This window comes from Bacillus sp. 179-C3.3 HS, assembly GCF_047229225.1.
Classification (GTDB): Bacteria; Bacillota; Bacilli; order Bacillales; family Bacillaceae; genus Bacillus.
In genome coordinates, this window is the sequence record NZ_JBFEFT010000015.1 from 1 (window position 1) to 22,239 (window position 22,239).

At 41.0% G+C, this 22,239-nt stretch carries 22 protein-coding genes; 2 read left to right on the forward strand and 20 right to left on the reverse strand.

Annotated elements, in window-relative coordinates; genetic code table 11:
• Window positions 1-95: 95 nt before the first annotated feature.
• From AB1K80_RS10625 to AB1K80_RS10665, 9 genes are all read right to left on the reverse strand, one after another.
• Window positions 96-848 carry a YjbA family protein gene (locus AB1K80_RS10625; RefSeq protein WP_412856594.1) on the reverse strand — a complete coding sequence of 251 codons (753 nt, stop codon included), beginning with the start codon at window positions 846-848 and terminating at the stop codon, window positions 96-98.
• Between the two features lie 149 nt (window positions 849-997).
• The gene (gene opp4C / locus AB1K80_RS10630) at window positions 998-1,897 is read right to left on the reverse strand and encodes an oligopeptide ABC transporter permease (protein WP_412856669.1); all 900 of its coding nucleotides are present in this window, start codon (window positions 1,895-1,897) and stop codon (window positions 998-1,000) included.
• A gap of 32 nt (window positions 1,898-1,929) precedes the next feature.
• On the reverse strand, window positions 1,930-2,880 hold the full coding sequence (locus AB1K80_RS10635; protein WP_412856595.1) for an ABC transporter permease: 951 nt from the start codon (window positions 2,878-2,880) through the stop codon (window positions 1,930-1,932).
• A gap of 74 nt (window positions 2,881-2,954) precedes the next feature.
• On the reverse strand, window positions 2,955-4,589 hold the full coding sequence (locus tag AB1K80_RS10640) for a peptide-binding protein (RefSeq protein WP_412856596.1): 1,635 nt from the start codon (window positions 4,587-4,589) through the stop codon (window positions 2,955-2,957).
• A gap of 85 nt (window positions 4,590-4,674) precedes the next feature.
• Window positions 4,675-5,658, reverse strand: a complete 984-nt coding sequence (locus AB1K80_RS10645; protein WP_412856670.1) for an ABC transporter ATP-binding protein — start codon at window positions 5,656-5,658, stop codon at window positions 4,675-4,677.
• 32 nt (window positions 5,659-5,690) lie between these two features.
• Window positions 5,691-6,674, reverse strand: a complete 984-nt coding sequence (locus AB1K80_RS10650; protein ID WP_412856597.1) for an ABC transporter ATP-binding protein — start codon at window positions 6,672-6,674, stop codon at window positions 5,691-5,693.
• 162 nt (window positions 6,675-6,836) lie between these two features.
• Entirely contained in the window at window positions 6,837-7,640 is an 804-nt protein-coding gene (locus AB1K80_RS10655) for a DUF2268 domain-containing protein (RefSeq protein WP_412856598.1), read from the reverse strand.
• A 75-nt stretch (window positions 7,641-7,715) separates the two neighbouring features.
• Window positions 7,716-8,957 (reverse strand): beta-ketoacyl-ACP synthase II, encoded by a 1,242-nt coding sequence (gene fabF, locus AB1K80_RS10660; RefSeq protein WP_412856599.1) that lies wholly within the window; start codon window positions 8,955-8,957, stop codon window positions 7,716-7,718.
• Between the two features lie 21 nt (window positions 8,958-8,978).
• Window positions 8,979-9,917 carry a beta-ketoacyl-ACP synthase III gene (locus AB1K80_RS10665; protein WP_412856600.1) on the reverse strand — a complete coding sequence of 313 codons (939 nt, stop codon included), beginning with the start codon at window positions 9,915-9,917 and terminating at the stop codon, window positions 8,979-8,981.
• Window positions 9,918-10,086: 169 nt separating this feature from the next.
• Between AB1K80_RS10665 and AB1K80_RS10670 the strand changes: the two genes are divergently transcribed.
• Window positions 10,087-10,320: a hypothetical protein gene (locus AB1K80_RS10670; RefSeq protein WP_412856601.1), complete on the forward strand. Its 234-nt coding sequence runs from the start codon at window positions 10,087-10,089 to the stop codon at window positions 10,318-10,320.
• 9 nt (window positions 10,321-10,329) lie between these two features.
• On the opposite strand, the gene AB1K80_RS10675 is transcribed toward AB1K80_RS10670, so the two are convergent.
• The 4 genes from AB1K80_RS10675 to AB1K80_RS10690 form a co-directional block, all read right to left on the reverse strand.
• On the reverse strand, window positions 10,330-10,527 hold the full coding sequence (locus tag AB1K80_RS10675; RefSeq protein WP_412856602.1) for a ComZ family protein: 198 nt from the start codon (window positions 10,525-10,527) through the stop codon (window positions 10,330-10,332).
• Between the two features lie 11 nt (window positions 10,528-10,538).
• The gene (locus tag AB1K80_RS10680; protein ID WP_412856603.1) at window positions 10,539-11,501 is read right to left on the reverse strand and encodes a BMP family ABC transporter substrate-binding protein; all 963 of its coding nucleotides are present in this window, start codon (window positions 11,499-11,501) and stop codon (window positions 10,539-10,541) included.
• Between the two features lie 90 nt (window positions 11,502-11,591).
• Window positions 11,592-12,170, reverse strand: a complete 579-nt coding sequence (locus AB1K80_RS10685) for a nad binding enzyme (protein WP_412856604.1) — start codon at window positions 12,168-12,170, stop codon at window positions 11,592-11,594.
• A 75-nt stretch (window positions 12,171-12,245) separates the two neighbouring features.
• Entirely contained in the window at window positions 12,246-12,986 is a 741-nt protein-coding gene (locus tag AB1K80_RS10690; RefSeq protein WP_412856605.1) for a hypothetical protein, read from the reverse strand.
• A gap of 213 nt (window positions 12,987-13,199) precedes the next feature.
• Here AB1K80_RS10690 and AB1K80_RS10695 point away from each other — a divergent pair, with 213 nt between their 5' ends.
• Window positions 13,200-13,394: a YjzD family protein gene (locus AB1K80_RS10695; protein ID WP_412856606.1), complete on the forward strand. Its 195-nt coding sequence runs from the start codon at window positions 13,200-13,202 to the stop codon at window positions 13,392-13,394.
• Window positions 13,395-13,440: 46 nt separating this feature from the next.
• Here AB1K80_RS10695 and AB1K80_RS10700 read toward each other — a convergent pair whose 3' ends face one another.
• From AB1K80_RS10700 to argB, 7 genes are all read right to left on the reverse strand, one after another.
• Window positions 13,441-14,709 carry an MFS transporter gene (locus AB1K80_RS10700; protein ID WP_412856607.1) on the reverse strand — a complete coding sequence of 423 codons (1,269 nt, stop codon included), beginning with the start codon at window positions 14,707-14,709 and terminating at the stop codon, window positions 13,441-13,443.
• Window positions 14,710-14,877: 168 nt separating this feature from the next.
• Window positions 14,878-15,057, reverse strand: coding sequence for a YjzC family protein (locus AB1K80_RS10705; protein ID WP_412856608.1), 180 nt, complete (start codon window positions 15,055-15,057; stop codon window positions 14,878-14,880).
• 104 nt (window positions 15,058-15,161) lie between these two features.
• A complete protein-coding gene (gene argF, locus AB1K80_RS10710; RefSeq protein WP_412856609.1) occupies window positions 15,162-16,112 on the reverse strand; it encodes an ornithine carbamoyltransferase in 951 nt (316 codons plus the stop codon).
• Window positions 16,109-19,189 carry a carbamoyl phosphate synthase large subunit gene (locus tag AB1K80_RS10715; protein ID WP_412856610.1) on the reverse strand — a complete coding sequence of 1,027 codons (3,081 nt, stop codon included), beginning with the start codon at window positions 19,187-19,189 and terminating at the stop codon, window positions 16,109-16,111. Before AB1K80_RS10715 ends, argF begins: the two co-directional genes overlap by 4 nt.
• Window positions 19,182-20,243, reverse strand: coding sequence for a carbamoyl phosphate synthase small subunit (locus tag AB1K80_RS10720; protein WP_412856611.1), 1,062 nt, complete (start codon window positions 20,241-20,243; stop codon window positions 19,182-19,184). Before AB1K80_RS10720 ends, AB1K80_RS10715 begins: the two co-directional genes overlap by 8 nt.
• Before the next feature lie 68 nt (window positions 20,244-20,311).
• Entirely contained in the window at window positions 20,312-21,463 is a 1,152-nt protein-coding gene (locus tag AB1K80_RS10725) for an acetylornithine transaminase (RefSeq protein ID WP_412856612.1), read from the reverse strand.
• A complete protein-coding gene (gene argB, locus AB1K80_RS10730; protein WP_412856613.1) occupies window positions 21,460-22,236 on the reverse strand; it encodes an acetylglutamate kinase in 777 nt (258 codons plus the stop codon). The genes AB1K80_RS10725 and argB overlap by 4 nt, the downstream gene beginning before the upstream one ends.
• Between the last annotated feature and the right edge of the window lie 3 nt (window positions 22,237-22,239).

Here is a 22,239-nt window from a genome sequence, read left to right on the forward strand (position 1 = left end):
TTTTATTTCGGATCACAACGATCCGTTTTCAAACTTGAAGGTGTTTTTTATTTGTCTCATCTTATGGGGTCAGTCCCAAGATGCTGCAAGCTTTTTTAATTCACTTTTGATTCATTTTCCATTTCCCACAGCTTTTCAAAAAACGGCTGACCTTTAATCATTTTTTCACAGAAAGCCAAATGGTGTTCGGACCATCCGTCAATCGTTTCATTGTAAAGCATATTCCAAATTTCCTCGAACGACATTCGTTTGATGTCATTGTACATGTGCGGATTCCATTCCGTATACCAATAAGCAATTTCAGCCCTGTTTTGCAGTCCTTTTAATTGATCAAGCGCCATAAACATGAGCTGTTTCAATTGTCTTTCTTTTCTTGTGAGTCCACTGATGTACTGTGGTTGTAATGATAAAATATGATACTCTTTTGAAGATTCACCTGTGTCAGTTGAAAATTCGTATTCCTCTGCCTTCACATCTTTCACCATTTCATACACCAATTGCTCTTGCCTTGGGATCAGCCGGCTCTTCCTCACAGGAATGGAATATCCGATCGTATCGACAGCAATGATTCTGATGCCATCTGTCACCACAAAGCAATACTCTAATTTTCGACGTTCATGATTTTTTCGAATATATGATTTCTCAAAAACAGATTCTAGCAGCGTTTTCGGCAGCTCTGATAGATCATTTTCTATGTAATCAAATAAAGGACTTTGCACCTTCATTAACGGCACTTGATCTAACAATTCAACGCTGTCCTCCTTGCGCCACTCATGAAAATGACACACATTGTAGCCATTCTCTTCCCCTTCAAACCAATTCACCCATACGTCATGAAGAAATAACATAACCAATCCCTCACTTTTTAAAAACTGTTGTCCACAGTATGGGCAAGGGATAGATAAATTATTCCAACTTTATCAAAACTTCAAACGAGGTGAATCAGTGTAGGCTCTTTCTCATTTCATCGATCGCACACTCTTCTGTTCAAAAAGCCTTACTTAAGCTTTTTAGGATCAAGTGCATCTCTCAGTCCGTCTCCTAAGAAGTTAAAGCAAAGAACTGTGAACAAGATGAATAAGCCTGGGAAAAGCGGATACCACCACGCCTGCACCATAATCGAGAAATTTTGTGCATCTTGTAGCATGTTCCCCCAGCTCGCCGTTGGCGGCTGAATACCAAATCCTAAGTAACTAAGCGTTGATTCTGCCAAAATAACGGAACCGACCTTTAATGTAGCCGATACGATAATCGGACCAATACAGTTCGGTAAAATGTGAGAGAAGATAATGACATGATTCTTCGTTCCAATGGTTCTTGCTGCCAGAACGAATTCTCTTGTTCGTAAAGATAAAAATTCACTCCGAACGAGTCGAGCGGTTGTTGTCCATCCAGTTAGGGCAAAAATTAAAATCAACTTATCAACGCCCGGCTTAAAAATGGTGACGAGTGTAATTAATAAGAAAATGTCTGGGATCGACAGCACCACATCGACAATCCTCATTAAAAGAGAATCAACAAATCCTTTAAAGTAGCCAGCAATTGCGCCAATGACCGTCCCGATGGTAATCGCACCGACAACGGAAACAAATCCAACTAATAATGATATCCTCGCGCCATAAAGCACCCTTGAAAAAATATCTCGCCCAAATTTGTCAGTCCCCATCAAGTGCTCTGCGCTTGGTGGCTGTAGCCGTTTTAACAAATCTTGCTGTTCTGGTGCGTAAGGAGCAATCACAGGAGCGAAAATAGCAGAAAAAAGAATGATGAGCAAAATCATAGAGCCGACAACTGCTAGTTTATTTTTTATAAATTTCTCACAAAAAAGACGTAGCATTGTCTCAGGCTTTGGCGGAAGGCCTTCTTTTAATTTGAGATCAACAGGTGGAGTTCCCATATTAGGTTGTGCCAATTGGTTTCAGCTCCCTTCTAATACTCAATACGCGGATCAACGACTGCATATAAAATATCCGCAATTAAGTTTCCAACAACCACAAGTACTGCTGAAATCACCGTCATCGCCATAATCACGGGATAATCTCTAGAAAAGGCAGAATCGATAAACAGCTTTCCAAGTCCAGGCCACGTAAAGATTTGTTCCACGACGACCGCACCGCCAATAAAGGATGGAACCATCAGACCAAAAATGGTGATCACGGGCATCAAACCATTTCGCAAGCCATGTTTGAAAATGACTTTGTTTTCTCGAAAGCCTTTCGCTCGTGCTGTACGAATGTAATCTTGCTTCATGACATCAAGCATACTGGACCTTGTATAACGCGTAAGTCCTGCCATATCAGCCGTTGCTAAAACAAAAGCTGGTAAAATCAAGTGATGAAGCCGATCAAACAAATTAAAATCTGCATTCAAGGTCGACACCCCGCCGGTTGGAAACCAGCCGAGATTCACAGATAAGATCATGATTAAAATCAGACCAAACCAAAAGTTTGGAATAGCCAGTCCGATAAATGAAGTAACCGTAATGCCATAGTCAAGCTTTGTATATGGACGTTTTGCTGAAATGACACCAAATGGGATGGCGATAATCAAGGCAACGAATGTAGAAAAGATCATGAGGATGAGGGTATTTGGTAGCCGCGCAAAAATCAAATCAGCCACTGGTGTTCCTTTTTTGACAATCGACGTACCAAAATCACCTTGGAGCATGTTGCCGAGCCACTTCAAATATTGCACGTATTCCGGGTCGTTCAATCCGTATTTTTCTATAAAAGCTTCTCGATCAGCAGCGCTAATGGTCGGATCCATCATCAGTGACATTGGATCTCCAGGTGCTGCTTTCATAATGGCAAAGGACAAAATGGTAATCCCAAACAAGATCGGAATGGATAGCAATGTCCTTCTAATGATATATGTAACCATATGCACAACTCCTTTTTCATCGGATCGCCATACACTAGTGAAGAAAGGGGAGATCGTTCTCCCCTTCAATCAACCTACTGTTCAATCCACCATTTTTCGATTTTGTAATATTCATCTTTCGGGTGGTAAGAATAGCCTTGAAGATTCGTAGGCATCGCACGATGAGAGTTGGCATAATAAAGGAACGTATACGGCTGATCCTCAGCGATCAGCTCATAAATTTTTTCATATTTTTTTGAATAATCTTTGCGATCGCTTAATGTTTTTGCTTCCACTAATAATTGATCAACTTCTTTATTTTTATACCAAATGTTATTCAAGCCTTTTTCAGACTGGCTTGAGTGGAAGATGCTGTATTGGTCTGGGAATGTCGCTAGGCTCCAGCCAAGGATGAGTGCTTCATAATCCCATTTTGGTGGTGTTGTTTGCTCAATTAATGCACTGAATTCTACAATTTGCGGTTTTGCTTCGATCCCAATTTCTTTTAGCTGTTGCTGGACAACGACAGCGATCTCTTCACGAACTTTATTCCCCTGGTTCGTCTTCATTGTAAAGGAGAATTTTTTGCCATCCTTATCAAGATAGCCATCGCCATCTGTATCCTCCCAGCCCTCTTCTTTGAGCATCTTCTTTGCTTTTTCTTTATCAAATTCAAATACTGGGACATTTTCATTCTTTGGATAGTTCCATGACAATGGGCTTTCTGGAATGTTGGCCACTTTGCCATCTCCATTTAATACGGTGTCAACAATCGTCTGACGGTCAATCGCATGCGTCAACGCTTGGCGGACTTTTTTGCTTTTGAATAGCTCATTTTTCTGATTCCAGCCAATATAGGAGTAATTCAACCCTAGATCAGATTCGATTTTGATGTTATTGATTTTTTCAGCTGTTTGCAGTTCCGTTCCTGGCACCGCAAAGAAATCAATATCTCCAGCCGAAAGCTGTGCAATGGCTGCATTTTGATCAGGTATGGTTTTAATTGTGACGGTATCAATGTATGGACGCCCATCCCAATAATCATCAAACGCCTCTAGTTTGACATAGTCTCCTTCTTTCCATTCTGCAAATTTAAATGGACCTGAACCAATTGGTTTCTTTCGGTTAAATTCGTTTTCACCGAGATCCTTCACAGGCACATCACCTAAAATATGCTTCGGCAAAATTCCATAGCTTCCTAATGTCACATTATAAAAATATGGATCTTTTTTATTGAGCTTGAATTCGATCGAGTAATCCCCTGTCTTTTTCACAGACTCTAATACTTCAAAGCCTGATCCACGCTCTCCATTGTAATCCTTATTGATTGGAATGCTGTATGTAAACACAACATCATCAGCGGTCAGTTCTTTGCCATCATGAAACTTCACACCTTTTCGAATGGTCACATCAAACTGTTTACCGTCATCAGATTCTTTGATATCCTCTGCCAGTGATAGCTGCGGGTTCAGTTTTCCATCTGTTTCAAGTAAGAAACTATAGATTCTGCTCTCGATGTCAGAACTTGCGACATCAGTTGAATATAATGAGTTAAATAATGTAGGTTCAGCAATGGACCCGATGACAAGATCTCCACCTTGTACAGGTTTACCTGTTGATTTTTTCTCACTGTCTCCTGATGTTTTATTTCCACCAGAGCAAGCCGCAAGTATGAGTGTAAAGATCATCAAAACACTGATCATCAATGCTTTTTTGTTTCTAAATTTCATCTTCATTTCCCCCTATCCTATAGTCAAATGAATCATAGTAGATGCCGTTTCATCCCCCCTCTCAAAGATGCGATACGCATGTTGATTAATCGTAGAGGTGGCAGGCAACAAAGTGATTCGTTTTTAGTTCTTGAAATTCAGGCACTTTCTCTTTACAGATGCTTTTTGCCTGCGGACACCTTGTGTGGAACACACACCCTTTTGGTGGATTCGCAGGACTTGGCAAATCGCCTTGAAGCATAATCCGCTCTCTTTTCACTTGCCCTTTTTTGCGTGTAATCGGGACTGAAGAAAGTAGTGCTTTCGTATATGGATGAAGCGGGTCATCGTACAGACTATGTTTATCCGCCAGCTCCATCATTTTGCCTAAATACATGACGCCCACTCGATCACTAATATGACGAACGACGCTCAGATCGTGAGAGATAAAGAGGTACGTCAAGTTAAATTCTTCTTGAAGCTCTTCCATGAGATTAATCACCTGGGCTTGAATCGAAACATCAAGTGCCGAAACAGGCTCATCTGCAATGATCATCTCCGGATTCATCGCCAGTGCACGAGCGATGCCAATTCGCTGCCTTTGACCACCAGAAAATTCATGTGGATATCGATTCGCAAAGCTTGGGTGAAGCCCCACCTTTGACAGCAGTTCTTCTACTTTTTCATTTCTCTCTTTTAAGGAATATAGGTGATGCGTTTTGTAGGGTTCTTTGATGATGCTTCGAAGTGTTTTTCTAGGGTTGAGTGACGCAAAGGGATCTTGAAAGACCATTTGGATGTTTTTTCTTGTAGTTTGTCTCAATTTTGACTCAGATAGGTGTGAAATGTCTTGTCCTTTAAACCATATTTGACCATCAGTTGGTTCATATAACCGGATCATCGTCCGTCCTAATGTGGATTTACCACATCCTGATTCACCAACAATACCTAACGTTTCACCTCTATATATTTTCAGATCGATGCCGTCAACAGCTTTGACAGCGCCTACCTTCTGCTGTAGAATGCCTGCCTTGATTGGAAAGTGCTTCTGAATATTTTTTAGTTCTAGCATGATTTCTTGATCAAGCATATCTGTCTGTCGTGCTTGATTTTCAGCAACTGTCATGTTTGGCTTGCCTCCTCCTCATATAAGAAACACCGCACGCTTCTGCCGTTGTCAAATGTCTTCAGTTTAGGCAATTCTCCAAGACAACGCTCCATGGCTTTTGGACATCTAGGTGCAAATCGGCAGCCAGCAGGCAGCTGATCTGGCGCAGGGACATTTCCTTTGATCGCCGTTAATGGCTGAATGTCTCCATCAATGACCGGAATCGATTCAAGCAGTCCTTCTGTATATGGATGAAGCGGCTGATCAAACAGCTCTTCGACTGTCCCATTTTCAACAACCTGTCCGCAGTACATCACAATGACGCGATCCGCCACTTCAGACACAACACCTAGATCGTGTGTGATGAGGAGAATCGATGTACCAAATTTTGTACATAAGTCTTTCATTAAGGCGAGTACCTGCGCTTGAATGGTCACATCTAGGGCAGTCGTCGGCTCATCGGCAATAAGAAGCTTTGGATCACAGCTGAGCGCAATCGCAATCATGACCCGTTGACGCATTCCTCCTGATAATCGATGCGGATACTCTTTCATGATTTGTTCAGGGCGAGAAAAACCAACAAGCTTTAGGAGTTCAATGGCTTTTTGATTGGCTTCTTTTTTTGAAAGTTTTTTGTGATAGATGAGGATTTCTCTTATTTGTTCCCCAATGGTGATAACGGGATTGAGTGAGGTCATAGGCTCCTGAAAAATCATAGATACGTCATTACCGCGAATGTTGCACAATTCTTTTTCTCCATATGTAACTAGGTCTTTTCCTTCTAGTTTAATAGAACCGTCCATAATTTTTCCGCCAGACCCTTTGATCAGTCCCATGATGGATAATGACGTGATACTTTTGCCAGATCCAGACTCACCGACAAGAGCTACAGTTTCGCCTTTATCTATCCTAAAATCAACACCATCCACGGCGGGAATCGGTTCTTTTTTTCGAAAAAAATATGTTTTTAAGTTTTGCACTTCAAGTAGCGCGCTCATTCATTCGCTCCTTTCCCCCCATAGATAAAAAGAACTGGATTGAAGGTTCAGTCTTTTTAGAATAAAAAGAATTATCAAAATTTATATTTGTATATTATTACAACACCATGACGAAATCAAGAAGTATTTAGTAAATTTGTAATATGTCACTTTTTATGTGAATTATTCACTTTTTGATTCTATCACTTTCAGAAAGGTTTCTGAGGGTTCTGCAATCATAGACTTTTCACTCACTCGATGTTCGTTAAAATACTTTTTCACGATATGAAACCCAGTCGCATAGCCAAGCATTTTGGGGTAGTTTCCTTTTCCATAAAGAAGATTCTGTATCAGCCTTTCGTCGTCTCGAACTTTCTGTTGAAGATGACCAGATACCCATTTTTTGCACATTCGTTCAAGTTGTGCTTCAGTATATAACGTGGTCCATTTCGCCGTATAGCGTTCTCCATACCTATGATATACAGCATATTCAGCCAACCCTTCCATCATGATTGTATCAAGGAATGTAAAGTCTTTTTCTTCTTTCGTCAGAAAATGTAACCTGCATACATGGTGATATTCATGTGTCACCAATGTCCCGATGCGCTCCTTTGGGGTTTTCGGAGAAAGGAACAGAAAAATTTTATCGTCAAATGCCATACCCGATTGATAATAAAACTGCTCTCTTATTTCTTTACTCCCTTCATTGACAGGTAAAATAAAAAGCGGAACATCTGGACCTCCCCACTCTTTTTTCAACAGGTTGAATTCTTTCATTACGAGTTGAAAGTATCCATCTTCTTTGAGTTGATCGATTATTTTTTGACAGGCACTCCACGTTTTCACCATTCCATGATGTTGCAAATGCGTTAGAATCGAGGACCATTCTTTGTCTTTTGCTCCTTTAAAATATGGGACAAAACGTGTCGCAAGTGCCTGAAAAGATGATGATTGCTGGATGAGAAATTGTGTATTGATAAGACCCATACCGTACACCTCCATTTCTATCCTATGCAAAAAGGCGGCGATCGGTTATATCGATCGCCGCCTTCTCATATGAGATTACGCTTCATATTTTTTAAAGATAATTGTCGCATTATGCCCACCAAAACCAAGTGAATTACTTAAAGCAACGTTTACTTCTTTGGAACGTGCTTCATTTGGAACGTAATCAAGATCACACTCTTCATCAGGTGTATCTAGATTAATAGTTGGCGGAATGACACTGTCTTTAATCGCCAGTACAGAGAAGATGGCTTCTACTCCACCTGCTGCGCCAAGTAAGTGACCTGTCATTGATTTTGTCGAACTGATCGCAAGCTGATTGGCATGCGCGCCAAACACTTCTTTAATCGCCATTGTTTCAAATTTATCATTGTATGGTGTGCTTGTTCCGTGGGCATTGATGTAATCAATGTCTTCTGCTGTCAACCCTGCATCACGCATGGCTTCTTTCATTGCACGAACGCCGCCTTCTCCATTTGGAGCAGGTGCTGTAATATGATAGGCATCTCCAGTTGAACCATAGCCAACAATTTCAGCGTAAATCGTTGCACCACGTTTTAGTGCATGCTCTAATTCTTCAAGTACAATAATACCTGCACCCTCACCCATGACGAATCCATCACGGTTTTTATCAAATGGACGGCTTGCTGTATCTGGATCTGGATTTGTCGATAGTGCTTTATTCGCACAGAAACCAGCAAACGACATTTTTGTTAAAGGGGCTTCTGTACCACCAGTGATCATCGCATCAGCGTCACCACGCTGAATGACTTTAAATGCATCACCGATTGAGTTTGTACCTGTTGCACAGGCTGTCACAGTACAAGAGTTCACCCCTTTTGCTCCAAGTGCGATTGAAATTTGGCCTGTCGCCATATCTGGAATCATCATTGGAACAAAGAATGGGCTGACGCGTCTTGCCCCTTTGTTTGAATACACTTCAAATTGCTCTTCAAAAGTTTCAAGTCCGCCAATACCAGAACCAACCCACACACCAACACGTGGTGCGATGTCATCTGTGATTTCAAGACGTGAATCTTCTAACGCTTTCTGTGCAGCAACAACTGCGTATTGAGTGAAGCGAGCCATTTTTCTTGCTTCTTTTTTATCCATGTAATCTTCTATGTTAAAATCTTTTAATTCTGCCGCTACTTTTGCTGTATATTGATCTGAATCGACACGTGTAATCGGTCCAACACCTGATACACCTGCTACAGCATTCTTCCATGTTGTTTCTACATCGTTGCCTAGAGGTGTCAAAGCACCTAATCCTGTCACTACTACTCGTCTTTTATCCATTAATCTGTGCACCTCACTCTTTTATCGGCCCCATCGCATAGCGATTGCGCCCCACGTTAATCCACCACCAAAACCAACCATTACAATGACATCACCGTCTTGAATTTTACCGGCTTCAATCTCTTCACATAGTGAAATTGGAATGGATGCTGCTGATGTGTTTCCATATTTATGGACCGTCTTCGACATTTTTTCGACTGGCAGCTCTAATCGTTCGCGTGCTGCTTCCATAATGCGAATATTTGCTTGATGCGGGATCAAGAAGTCAACGTCTTCTTTTGATAGTCCAGCTTTTTCAATGACATTTACGCTTGACTCGCCCATTTGTCTTACAGCAAATTTAAATACTTCTCGTCCATTCATGATTGTATGATCTTTTTCATCTAAGTACAAGTGCTTACCGCCTCTTCCGTCGGCTCCAAGCTCAAATGATAGAATTCCTTTATCATCACTCACTGGCCCTAAAACGGCAGCACCTGCTCCATCTCCAAACAGAACAGCTGTATTGCGGTCATCCCAGTCGGTTATACGAGAAAGTTTTTCAACGCCAACGACGAGCACGTGCTTGAACGTACCTGATTCGATAAATTGTTTTCCAGTCACAAGCCCATACATAAAGCCAGCACAAGCAGCGCTAATATCCATCGCACACGCTTTATGTGCACCGAGCTGCTCTTGAATCATACAAGCAACTGTCGGAAATGCTTGATCTGGCGTAACGGTTGCCACAAGAATCATATCAATATCTTCTGCAGCTACATCTGCGTCAGCTAATGCTTTTTTTGCAGCAGCAAGCGCCATATGTGATGTATTGACATCATCAGAAGCAATTCTTCTTTCTTCTATACCTGTTCTAGTACGAATCCATTCGTCAGAAGTTTCAACCATTTTTTCTAAATCAAGATTTGTTAACACTTTTTCAGGTATATAGCGGCCAAGGCCAATAATTCCAGCATTCATTGAATAAGACTCCTTTTACTCATACGAGCATGTTTTATTGTGATCTTATATTAGTATCTGGTACTAATTTTACCTTATTTTTTTCTCTATGGCAATATAAACGTCTAACCTTTCTTCTCACTTTTTTCATAGATTAATGATATACCAATAGTAGAGAGGAGCATGTGAGATGGCACAAAAGGATTTTTTCTCAACGATGATGTTTGGACGGCCAGAGAAGGAAACAGAAGTAGAGGCAAAGACGGAACCGGCAGACACCACTTCAAACGATGATGATGATTCAATCGACTATATGCACGTCATGAATCAACTTGGAAACATTATGAATTCCATTGATGAGCTAAAGCCTGTCTTTAAAGATGTTGGACCAATGATCAGCGCAATCAAGAAAAAATTATCATAAAAAAAGCCACTATTTTGTGGCTTTTTCTGCTTCAGCATCTTCTTTTCCAAGTTCATATGCCTCTTGCATGACAGATGTAAACAATGATAGAAGTGGTTGGAGCGCTTCTGGATCCAATTGAATACCTGCTTTATTTAATTCTTCTTTTGCTTGCGGGAAGTACTTCATCGCAATTTGTAAGAATTCCATTGATTTTTCGTGTTGCATCTTTGATTTCCTCACTTTTCATTTGGCAATTTGCCTGTTTTTTTGTAATGCTGAATATCGTTTTCAATATCCTTCAAAAAGGACTGATCAATGGTTCGACTGAATTTCCCCATTTCGACCACGCCTTCTTTAAAATCAAAGGAGTACTCTCGTTGTTCGTCTAGCGTACCTTCATTAAATTTTTTGGCAATGATACTGTACGCTTTATCCACGTGCTGGACTGTACTTGTTAAGACTGTATGGCTGCCAATATTTGATTGATCGGTGACATACCCAATGGCAGATAATTGATCTGCTTTAATTTGTTCGATTACAGGGATATTATAACCATCACCTGCTGGATAAACAACATCTGCACCTTGTTTTTTCAGCTTATGATAAAGCTCAACTGCTTTGTCAGCATCATCCCAATTCTCAACAAACTCTGCTAGCACTTGCACATTGGCGTCTTGATATTTAGCGCCTTTGATAAAGCCATCTACTTCACTTTGCCAATTGTATGTCGCTAGTATCCCAATCTTTTTTGTTTTTGACATATGCGCTGAGGTCATTCCTCCGAAAAAGCCCATCGCTTCTCCTTTAAACGTCACATTTGTGACATTGTCCGCTTGAGGTTTGCCTCCATTGACCGTAATAAATTGTGTCATCGGATAATCTTCACTGATCAAGTTAAAGATGTCGCTGTATTCATTGCCATGGCCAATGATGAGATTGACCCCTTTTTGATGAAATTCCTCAATGGCATCAACGATTTTCTCTTGATCAACCATTCCTTCCTTATAATAAACATCTACACCAAATGTTGATTGGATATTTAATAAGCCTTTATAACCTTTCGTTCCCCAAACTTGATCATTAATTGTATCGGGGACGAGTAAACCCACCTTCTCGATATGTCCTTTTAAAGGCGCCTGTGAGCAGGCAGTGATTAGGAGAAGGAACGAAAAGATCATGACAAGCCGTAGGCACTTCATGCCATGTTCAACTCCCTTTGCAACATACAGGTATGTTACTGCATGTTAAAGATAGGTTTATTTTATACTGAAAAAACATAAGATGGAAGATCATTCTTGATTTTTGTCGAAAAATGAAGAATAATGTCTATTCCATTCTGCGATCTTTTTTTCTGCACGTTGTGTATCTATTTGTCTCTCTACCTGCAAATAATGGAGCATTCCCTGTCTTTGACTCGTATGTACTGCCCATGTTAATAGGGCTTCTGCAACATCATCTACATAAAAAGAGTGATCGTCATGATGCATTCTCTCTTCGTCTAGTGTCCATGGACCGTACATATGCGGAAGAACGATCGCCGGTATATTTTCATCTCGCAACTCTTCTTCAGGCGCTTTGAAAAGCAACTGAAACTTGCCTTGCTTCGCTTTCATGTCTTCCCCTCTATGATTAGGTTCTTCTGATTGAATAAAGATGAGATCATACATTTCTTTTCCTTCTTGCATGTCAATGACACGAATGAGGTCATTTCTACCGAGCCACATCATCCGCTCTTCTAATAATCTCTTGTTTTGCTCTGTATGCGCGTGAGGAAAAGTGATATCTACTTGAATTCCCTCTTTTATCATATATTCACAAAGTGACAGTCCGAAAAATTCATCCGCACCTACGATCAGTCCTGTTTCCATGTTCATGTCCCCTTTTTGACCAGATCAAATAAAAAGAAGAGCCCTTTCTATGAAGGGCTGTTAACATCCTATTCATTACAATTCTCTTTCATGCGATTTATAAAATTTATGAATGGACTGAAAGATTCTTCTTGGGTGGTCAAACATATGCAAGGTTAAATCAATCTGACAATGATCTGGGTTTTGCATATGCTGATCGATAAACGGCTTTGCATGGCGTTCATAGGCGTACGGTGCCCCACTTAGCCTTTGCCAAATATGGATCGGCACATCTGCTGAGTGAATGGGACAAGCAGGTAGTGGGGCTGCTTCTGCTTCTTCTTCCGACCAACCGTAGCTCTGTGCTAACTCCTTGATCAGCTGTTTATAAAAGAATTTGTGTTCTTTCTCTATTTCTCTTTGTGCATCAAGATGCAAGCATGGATTTAGCATCGAAATGGACCTTAATACTTCCGGCATCTCTTCAGCAAGACTCATGGCAACAAGTGCCCCCATCCCCTCTGCTAGCACATGAATTTCTCGGTTTAATATTTCTTGTTTTAATGTGTGATGAATGAGCTGTTTTGCACTAAAAACAGCATCTTCACATCCCCAATGATTTCCATGAAGATGACTATTAAACAATGTATATCCTTCATCCTTTAAAGCAGTTAAAAGCTGGTTTCTCCCATAATGTTGAAGCCAGAATGATGTATTTTCCTGCACAAAGTGATTTCGGTCACCGAGGATCAGAATGCCAAAGCCATTAGGTTTTTGAGGAAGGTGAATAACGTTCCACTGGGAGCCAAGCTGATAAAAACGTTCGCTTACACCCATATGGCCAGCCTCCTTTCAGTGATTCTGCTTTCTATGATATGAACAACAACTCTTGTAGGAGTAAGGAAATCCCCTAAGAATACAAAGAAATCTTTTTATTTTTATAGCAGAAGGTTGAAAAATGGTCACAATCAAGGTGAAATCAGTCTTTTCCCTTGACTTGCATCTATGGTATGATAGTCAATAGATTGTGACAAAAAGGACGGTGGGATTATGCGATTTATTATCACCCTCATTTGGACTTTTCTGCTAACACACATGGCTGGTTACATCGTGGCATCGATGAATGGAGCTGCTTATGATTTTACGCTCACTTCCATTCTTGCAGTTGTGTTTACGGTTATTTTATTCATCTTGGCTGAAGTAAGTCCAATGAAAGAAACAGAAAGCTCAACAAAGCACTCTTAATACATAAGAACCCCCCTGTATGTTAGCAGGGGGGTTCTTGTTTGTTTTAAACCTCAACTGTTTCGGATTTCTTCTGGTGATCGGGTGTCAAATGGCTTTTTGCCAGTCCTGTAAACAGGAAGATCGCAATACCTGATAAGATCTCAAGTAATCCCCCTCCAGCAATGACAAGCCCTGCTCCAAATCTCTCTGCCAACACACCTGAAACGAGAGCTGCAAGCGGTAGAAAGACATTTGATGATGCATTGATGACAGCATAGACTTGCGGCTGATCATCTTGGTCGACGGATGTTTGGATAATCACCATTTCCGGGACATTAATCGCACTGACGGCTGCACCAAAAATGAAAGAAGCTAGAAGAACAACCGGCAACCAAGTACTCATCCCCGTGATAAAGAAAGCAGCACCTTCGACCATCCCAGCGACAATAAAGAACAGACCGAACCTCTTAATTTTCACTTTTGCAAGAGCAAAGCCCATCATAAATGCTCCAACTGCCGCAACGCCTCTTAAAATGGAATAGACCATTGAATCACTTTGTAAGGCTTCTGCTACGTATACAGCAGATAATGCCTGCCATGGAGCTGCTGCTACATTCATCAAAATGCAATAAATCGTGAGTGCAAATAACATATGATGATTTTTGACAACGAGAAACCCTCTTTTTAAGTTATAAAGATATGTATTCTTTGCCTGTTGAATATCAGCCGCTCGTTCATCCTCTGTTTTCTTCAATTTCACACCAATGATAAAGAAGCCCGAGATGACAAATAATGCTGTCGTAATCAGCAAAGTATCGGCAGGTCCGATAAATTTGACAAGTAGACCCGCTATCATCACTGCTGCAAGCGCAACAATTTCAAAAGAGGATTGTAGGATGGCATTTGCTTTTTGAATCAAATGCTTCGGTACAATCTGTGGTAAGATGGCGACAGAAGCTGGATTATAGGCTGCACCTGTTGCCGATTGAATCACCATTAATGAGATCAATAACCATAGAGGCAATATGTTAGAAAAGTGCAGTAGTGGAATAATGAGTACAATGATTGCGCGAACAACGTCTGAAGCGAACATCCATTTTGACAAATGGTGCTTTTTCATAAGAGGTCCTAGAATTGGGGCTAATAATGATGAAGGAAGAACAGTCACTGCTAGAAGAAGTCCTGTACCAAGGGCTCCATCTCCTCTTAAAATCAATAACCAAAGAACAGATGTAAAGGCAAAACTTTCCCCTGTATTTTTAATGAGTCTTGATATGAATAGTGAGGTGAAGCGTTTATTCCAAACACTTTCACTGAGATTCATCTTTTCCATCACACAAATCCTTTCAACGACAATTATTCATTACATATTTTACCTTATTTCTTCTTTTTTTCATACTATTTATTTGAAAATTTGAACTTAATTGTATTTTATTATAAAGAAAAAAGAGGCATGACACATGCCTCTAAAGACTTATTCCACGTACTCTTAGTCAATTGCTTACGGCTTTCTTTGATAAGTCCAAACCCGGTTATGGTTTGAGTTATCTGGAAAGACGTCGCCTGCTTTGAGCTTAATCTTTAACGGATCTTTCACCATACTTCCAGTTTCACCGATTTCAACATATATACCGTTATTCGGTGCTTTATTCCCTGATTTAAATTGATGCTGCTGACCCATTTTTCATCCTCCTTTCTCAATTGTTGTTATTATGTCCCGTCATTTGTCTCTCCAATCCAATATGTAAAAAGTCCCTGTACATACGTAGCAGGGACAAGTCTTACTTATTTCGTTTGTTGATACATGAGTTCTTTGATTAATGCCTTTTGGACATGTAAGCGATTTTCTGCCTGTTGAAACACTTTCGAATGCGTGCCGTCAATAATGTCAGCTGTTACTTCTTCTCCGCGATGTGCAGGCAAACAATGGAGGAAGATATAATCTTTTGCTGCATGGCGCACAAGTTCGTCATTTACTTGATATTCTTTAAATTCCGCTAGGCGCTTCTCTGTTTCTTCTTCCTGTCCCATGCTTGTGAATACGTCTGAATAAATGACATCCGCATCTTGTACAGCTGCAATAGGATCTGATGTGACAAGCACACTTGCACCTGATTGTTTTGCAAATTCACGCGCAGTGTCTGTCACTTCTTGAAGGGGTTCATAGCCTTTTGGAGAGGCGACAGCAATATCACACCCTAGCTGTGCACAACCGACCATTAACGAGTGAGCGACATTATTTCCGTCACCGATGTAAGCAACCTTGACCCCTTTTAAGTGTCCTTTTGTCTCTTTTATCGTGAGCAAATCAGCAAGCGCTTGACATGGATGAGAATAATCCGTTAGCCCATTGATAACTGGAATTGATGCATATGTTGCAAGCTCCTCTACCTTCTCATGCTCAAAGGTCCGAATCATAATGCCATCAACGTAACCAGATAGCACCTGTGCTGTATCACTTATCGATTCTCCTCGCCCAATTTGTAAATCATTTGAGCTTAAAAATAATGCATGCCCCCCTAATTGTGTCATGCCAGCTTCGAATGAGACACGGGTTCTCGTAGAGGATTTTTCAAAAATCATCGCCAAGGTTCTGCCTTTGAATAAATCCTGATATGGATGTTGTTTCATTTCCTCTGCTTTTTCAATGAGATATTCAATCTCTTGAATGGAGAAATCTTTTAATGACAAAAAGTCTTTTCCATATAAAGTTGGTTGCACGTCTAATTGACTCATGCCGTCACTTCCTTTTGATATAATTCATGGAGAGATACAGGTGACACATCTCCATTTTCCCCTTGGAGAAATGCGTTTGCTGTTTCATATTCAGTGAGTACATGAACTCCATGTGTGAGAGCTTTTACACGTTGTTCTTTTGCCTCATCATTTTCTTCTAAATGGATATGAAGCGATTTATGATCCTTTTCGAGCCAATTGTCAAAGCTTCCATTCCAGACATCGAAGCCTGCTTGTTTTGCTTTTTCGATGAGCTGATCACTGCCTTTAATAAAGACGCTTCCCTTCTTTTTCCAAATCGATGCAAACACTTTTTTCAACGCACTCTCGACGTTCTTTCCTACACACATGCCTTCACCTGTTGCTTTCATTTCAGGTGTCAGTTTTAAATCAATATCTTGAATGGCATGGGATGAGAAGACTGGGAATTTGACTGCTGTTCCTCCCTTATTCTTCGTTGTAGGGTTTAGTTCCCCAAGTGTCGCACCAGCCAATAGGTTTGTGGCCATCGGAATCATATCGACGCCCATTACTTTACTGACGACTGGAACCGTCCGGCTTGCCCGAGGGTTGACCTCTAATACAAGTACCTGGTTGTCTTTTATGACAAATTGAATATTCATAATCCCTTTAAAGGTTAATGCTTTTGCTATTTTGTCAGAAGCCGTATATACCTGCTGTTTAATGTCTTCACTGATGGAGACGCTCGGTAAAATGGCAAAGCTGTCACCTGAATGAACACCTGCTTTTTCAATGTGTTCCACGATTGTAGGGATAAACGTGTTTTCGCCATCAGATATCAGATCCACTTCTAGTTCTTTCCCTGTTACATATTCATCGATCAAGATAGGATAAGGTAAATGATCTGGCTGATCAAGTAAGGATGCCAATTGCGTTTCAGATTGAACGATGATCATTCCCATTCCACCGATGACATAGGATGGACGAATTAAAACTGGATAACCGATCGTTGCGGCATACGTGAGTGCCTCTTCTTTTGAGTGCGCCGTTTCCCCTTTTGCATGTGGAAGATCCAGTTGATCCAGCAGTTGATAGAACAAATCACGATCTTCTAACGCATCTAATGTATCAAAGGACGTCCCAAGTAATGGCACACCAGCTTTCTCTAAGCCTTCCGCTACGTTGATAGCGGTTTGACCACCAAATTGGACAATGACAAAATCAATTTGTTCTGCTTCTACAACGTTTAAGATATGTTCTAATGTAATCGGCTCAAAATATAAACGATCGGCAATTTCATAATCGGTACTGACCGTTTCTGGATTGTTATTCATCATGATGGTTTCAAATCCAAGTTTTTGTAACGTCAGAACCCCGTGAACCGCACTATAATCAAATTCAACCCCTTGCCCAATTCGGATTGGACCAGAGCCAATGATCAGTGCACGTTTTTTTGTTTTCTCTTGTTGTCCTCCATCGCTTTTTCCAAAATACGTGGAATAAAAGTAGTTCGTTCTTGCGTCAAATTCCGCAGCACATGTATCGACGATTTTAAACGAAGCTAAAATGCCATATTCTTTGCGAAGCTCTCTAATGTCCTCCTCATGCTGGCCGGTTAGAGAAGCGATCGTTTCATCAAGGAAACCCTTTTCTTTCACCTTTTTCAACAATGATGGAGAGAGGGGACCTTGAGACGCCTTTAGTTCCTGTTCAAGTGTGATCATATGCTGAAATACGTGTAAGAAAAACGGATCTATTTTTGTCACTTGGTGAATGGTGTCTACCGTTTCTTGTCGAGCAAGTAGTTCCATGACGGCAAAGAACCTGCGATCATCTGGTGTCTTGATGAGTTCAAATAATTGTTCAGTTGATTGTTCCTTCAGTTCTGGTAAATGGAACCCTTTTGTTTTGATTTCAAGTGAGGCGACTGCTTTTTGAATGGCCGACTCTAAATTCCGATCAATGGCCATGACTTCACCTGTCGCTTTCATTTTCGTTCCTAGCTTGCGATCGGCGTGTTTAAATTTATCAAACGGCCAGCGCGGGAATTTCACTACGACATAATCAAGTGCCGGCTCAAAACTTGCGTACGTTGTTCCAGTGAGCGGATTTTTCAGCTCATCTAATGTATAGCCGACTGCTAGCTTGGCAGCCATTTTCGCAATTGGATAACCGGTTGCTTTTGATGCAAGGGCAGAAGACCGGCTGACACGAGGGTTGACCTCAATGACAAAGTATTCTTTACTAAGCGGATCAAGTGCAAATTGAATGTTACACCCGCCCACAACATCTAGTGCTGAAATGATTTTTAGGCTGGCTGAGCGAAGCATTTGGTAGTCTTGATCTGTTAATGTTTGAGATGGAGCGACGACAATCGAGTCTCCTGTATGCACACCTACTGGATCAATATTTTCCATGTTGCATACAGTGATACATGTATTTTGACGATCTCTCATGACCTCATATTCAATTTCTTTAAAACCCGCTATGCTTTTTTCGACTAAGCATTGGTGGATCGGACTCGCAAGAAGGGCTCCTTCAATAAGGGGTTTAAATTCTTCTTCAGTTAAAGCGATTCCCCCACCTTTACCACCAAGTGTATACGCGGGTCTAATAATGACCGGGAAGCCAACTTCTTTCGCAAATTGAAGCGCATCCTTTGCGTTATCGACGATTTCACTATCCGGTACAGGTTCGTTTAATTGTTTCATGAGAGCACGGAATTTCTCTCGATCTTCACCGTTTTCAATTGTTTCAACTGACGTTCCGAGCAATTTGACATTGTGCTTTTTTAGCACACCGGCTTTTTCTAACTCGACAGCAAGATTTAAGGCTGTCTGTCCGCCAAGATTGGCTAAAAGACCATCTGGATTCTCTTTTTCAATGATACTTGTCACTGAATCAACTGAAAGCGGTTCAAAATAGATTTCATCAGCAAATGACTCGTCTGTCATAATGGTAGCTGGATTATTATTGACTAGAATGACCTTGTATCCCTCTTCTTTTAAGGCCATACATCCTTGTGTTCCTGAGTAATCAAATTCTGCTGCCTGACCAATGATGATTGGACCAGACCCGATGACTAGAATGGTTTGTATGCTTTGATCTTTAGGCATGTGCGACTTCTCTCCTTGCTTGTTTCACTTTCTCAATAAAATCATCGAATACCCATTCACTTTCGGCAGGCCCTGGGTGTGCTTCTGGATGAAATTGAACGGACATAATGAGCTTCTCTTTATGAATGAATCCTTCGACAGATCCATCATTCACGTGAAGAAATTTCACATCCACTTCTTTGTCATTCATGCTGTTTTCATTTACGACATAGCTGTGATTTTGACTTGTCATGAAAACCCGTTTTGTTTCGGTATCTTGGACCGGATGGTTCGCACCGCGATGACCAAAAGGAAGTTTATACGTATCTCCGCCCAGTGCAAGGGCAATTAATTGATGCCCTAAACAAATGCCAAGCGTTGGAAAGGTCATCATGATGTCATGAATCGTGTTCAAATATGGCTTCATTGTTTTTGGATCTCCAGGGCCATTTGACAACAGGATCGCATCTGGCTTGATCTCAAACACTTTTTCCATTTGTTTATATGGAATGACGGTGACTTTACAGCCGCGTGCTTCAAGTGAATCTGCGATTGATTTCTTAAAGCCAAAGTCAATCAGTGCCACATGTTCTTGACCACTGCCTTGTGTGTAGATCTCATCCTCTGTTACTTGCTCGACAACATTGTCTTGTTTCATTGCCGGTGGAAGTTCCTTTTCGTCTTTGGCTAAAATCCCGTTCATCGTGCCATTTGACCGGATATTTTGCACGATCGCCCGAGTATCTGTATGTGTGAGAAGTGGAATGTTCCACTTTTGTAAATAATCCTTTAAACTCACTGCAGCCAGATGGTGAGAAAAATGTTCAGCCGCCTCATAAACAACCACCGCTTTGACTTGTGGTTTCTTGCTCTCAAAATCCACATGATTAATCCCATAATTTCCGATGAGCGGGTATGTGAAAACGATGATTTGTCCTTTATAAGAAGGATCTGTCAGCACCTCTTGATAACCTGTCATACCTGTAAAAAAGACCACTTCACCAGATATGCCGGCATCTCCTGTCAGATCTCCTTCAAAAGAGGCTCCATCTTCTAAATTTAAATAACCTTTCATCACGTGTCACCCCAATTTGAATAATTAATGATTTAAATGAATTTTTATGCGTAATGGTGTAAAAAAATTTACACTGTGACGTTTTCTTTTGATAAAACGTGTAAAATCGTTTCAACAGCTTGATCCACTTCTGTTTTTGTTACATTGAGTGGAGGCAATAAACGAATGACGTTTGGTCCTGCTGGAAGGACCAATAAGCCATGTTGTCTAAGTGCTGTAATAGAATCAGCGACTGGTTGGTGGCATTCAATCCCTGCCATCAATCCTTTTCCACGCACATCCTTGACGATGCCTAGCTGTTTGAGCCCTTGTAGTCTGGATAATAGATAAGTCCCTTTTTCCTTGACGTCTGAAAGAAAGTCTTGTTTGAATATGACATCAAGCGTCGCATTCACGGCAGCCATTGCGAGCATATTCCCGCCAAAAGTTGTTCCATGTGAACCCGGTGAAAAGGCATCACCCAATGCTTTTTTGCCTATGACTGCACCAACTGGGAAACCATTTCCTAACCCTTTTGCAACTGAAATGATATCAGGATCAAGCCCAGCATGTTCATATGAAAAAGCCGCACCCGTACGTCCAATACCCGTTTGGATTTCATCAACGATGAGCAATGCTTGGTGTTTTTGACAAAACGCTTGAACCGCTTGAAGAAATTCTTCCGTCGCTGGATTTACACCGCCTTCACCTTGCACTACTTCCAGCATAACAGCCGCCACATTCTCTACCTCACAGCTTGAAAGGGCGTCTGGATCATTATAAGGAACATAATGAAATCCTTCTAACATGGGGCCAAAACCGGTTTTGATTTTCTCTTGACCAGTTGCAGCCATACCAGCATACGTGCGCCCATGAAAAGAGTGCAAAAAAGTGACGATATTCGTTTTGCCTGTTGCTTTACGAGCTAGTTTAATGGCTCCTTCATTCGCCTCTGCACCGCTATTACAGAAAAATACGAGATCTCCTGAACTATTGGCTACCAGCTTTTCTGCTGCTTTTTCTTGCAGTCCATTTTCAAATAAATTCGATACATGCCATACTCGATCAAGTTGTTCCTTAATTGCTTGATTGACCTTTGGATGGTTATGTCCTAAATTCGTGACCGCAATGCCTTGCACAAAGTCTAAATATTTCTTCCCATTTGTATCTACTGCCCATGAACCTGAAGCCTCTTTGATTTCAACATTCCACCGGCCATATGTTTGAAATAGATGACTCATCGGATTGCCTCCTTTTGTTTCACAATTCGCGTTCCTTTAAAGGTATCTCCTGTGAAAATACTCCCTTTGCCATTCACAATCATGACTTCATCTACATGACCAGTTAAAGCTGTGAGTGCCGATTGCACCTTTGGGATCATTCCCCCGGAAATAATTCCTTCATCAATCAATGAAAGAGCTTCTTGTTCGGTCACTTCATCTAATAACTCACCATTTTTTAAGATGCCTTCAACATCTGTCACAAACATGAGTTTTTCTGCCTTCACTGCTCCTGCAACCGCTGATGCGGCTAAGTCAGCATTGACATTTAAGGTTTGACATTCGTCTGTCATAGAAAGTGGTGCAATGACAGGAATGAACTGCTTCTCCATAAGTGCTTCCGCCACTTGTGGATTGACTTCTTTAATTTCTCCGACGTAACCGTATACGTCTTGATCTAAGAAATCTGCGATGAGCATCTGACCATCTTTACCAGATACGCCAACAGATTTAATATCATGCTTTGCTAATTCTGAAACGAAATATTTATTCACAGTTCCCGATAAGACCATTTCTGCGATCTCTAATACAGGCTTTGTTGTTTTTCGCTGTCCGTCCACAAACTCCGTCGGCACTTCTAGTTTTTGCAACATATTCGTGATTTCAGGACCACCACCATGTACGATTGCTAGTTTATACCCAGCCTTTTGAAGTGAACGAACATTTTGATAAAAGGTCTCTGATAGTTCTCGGATGACACTTCCCCCACACTTGAACACGATCGTTTTATCCATGTC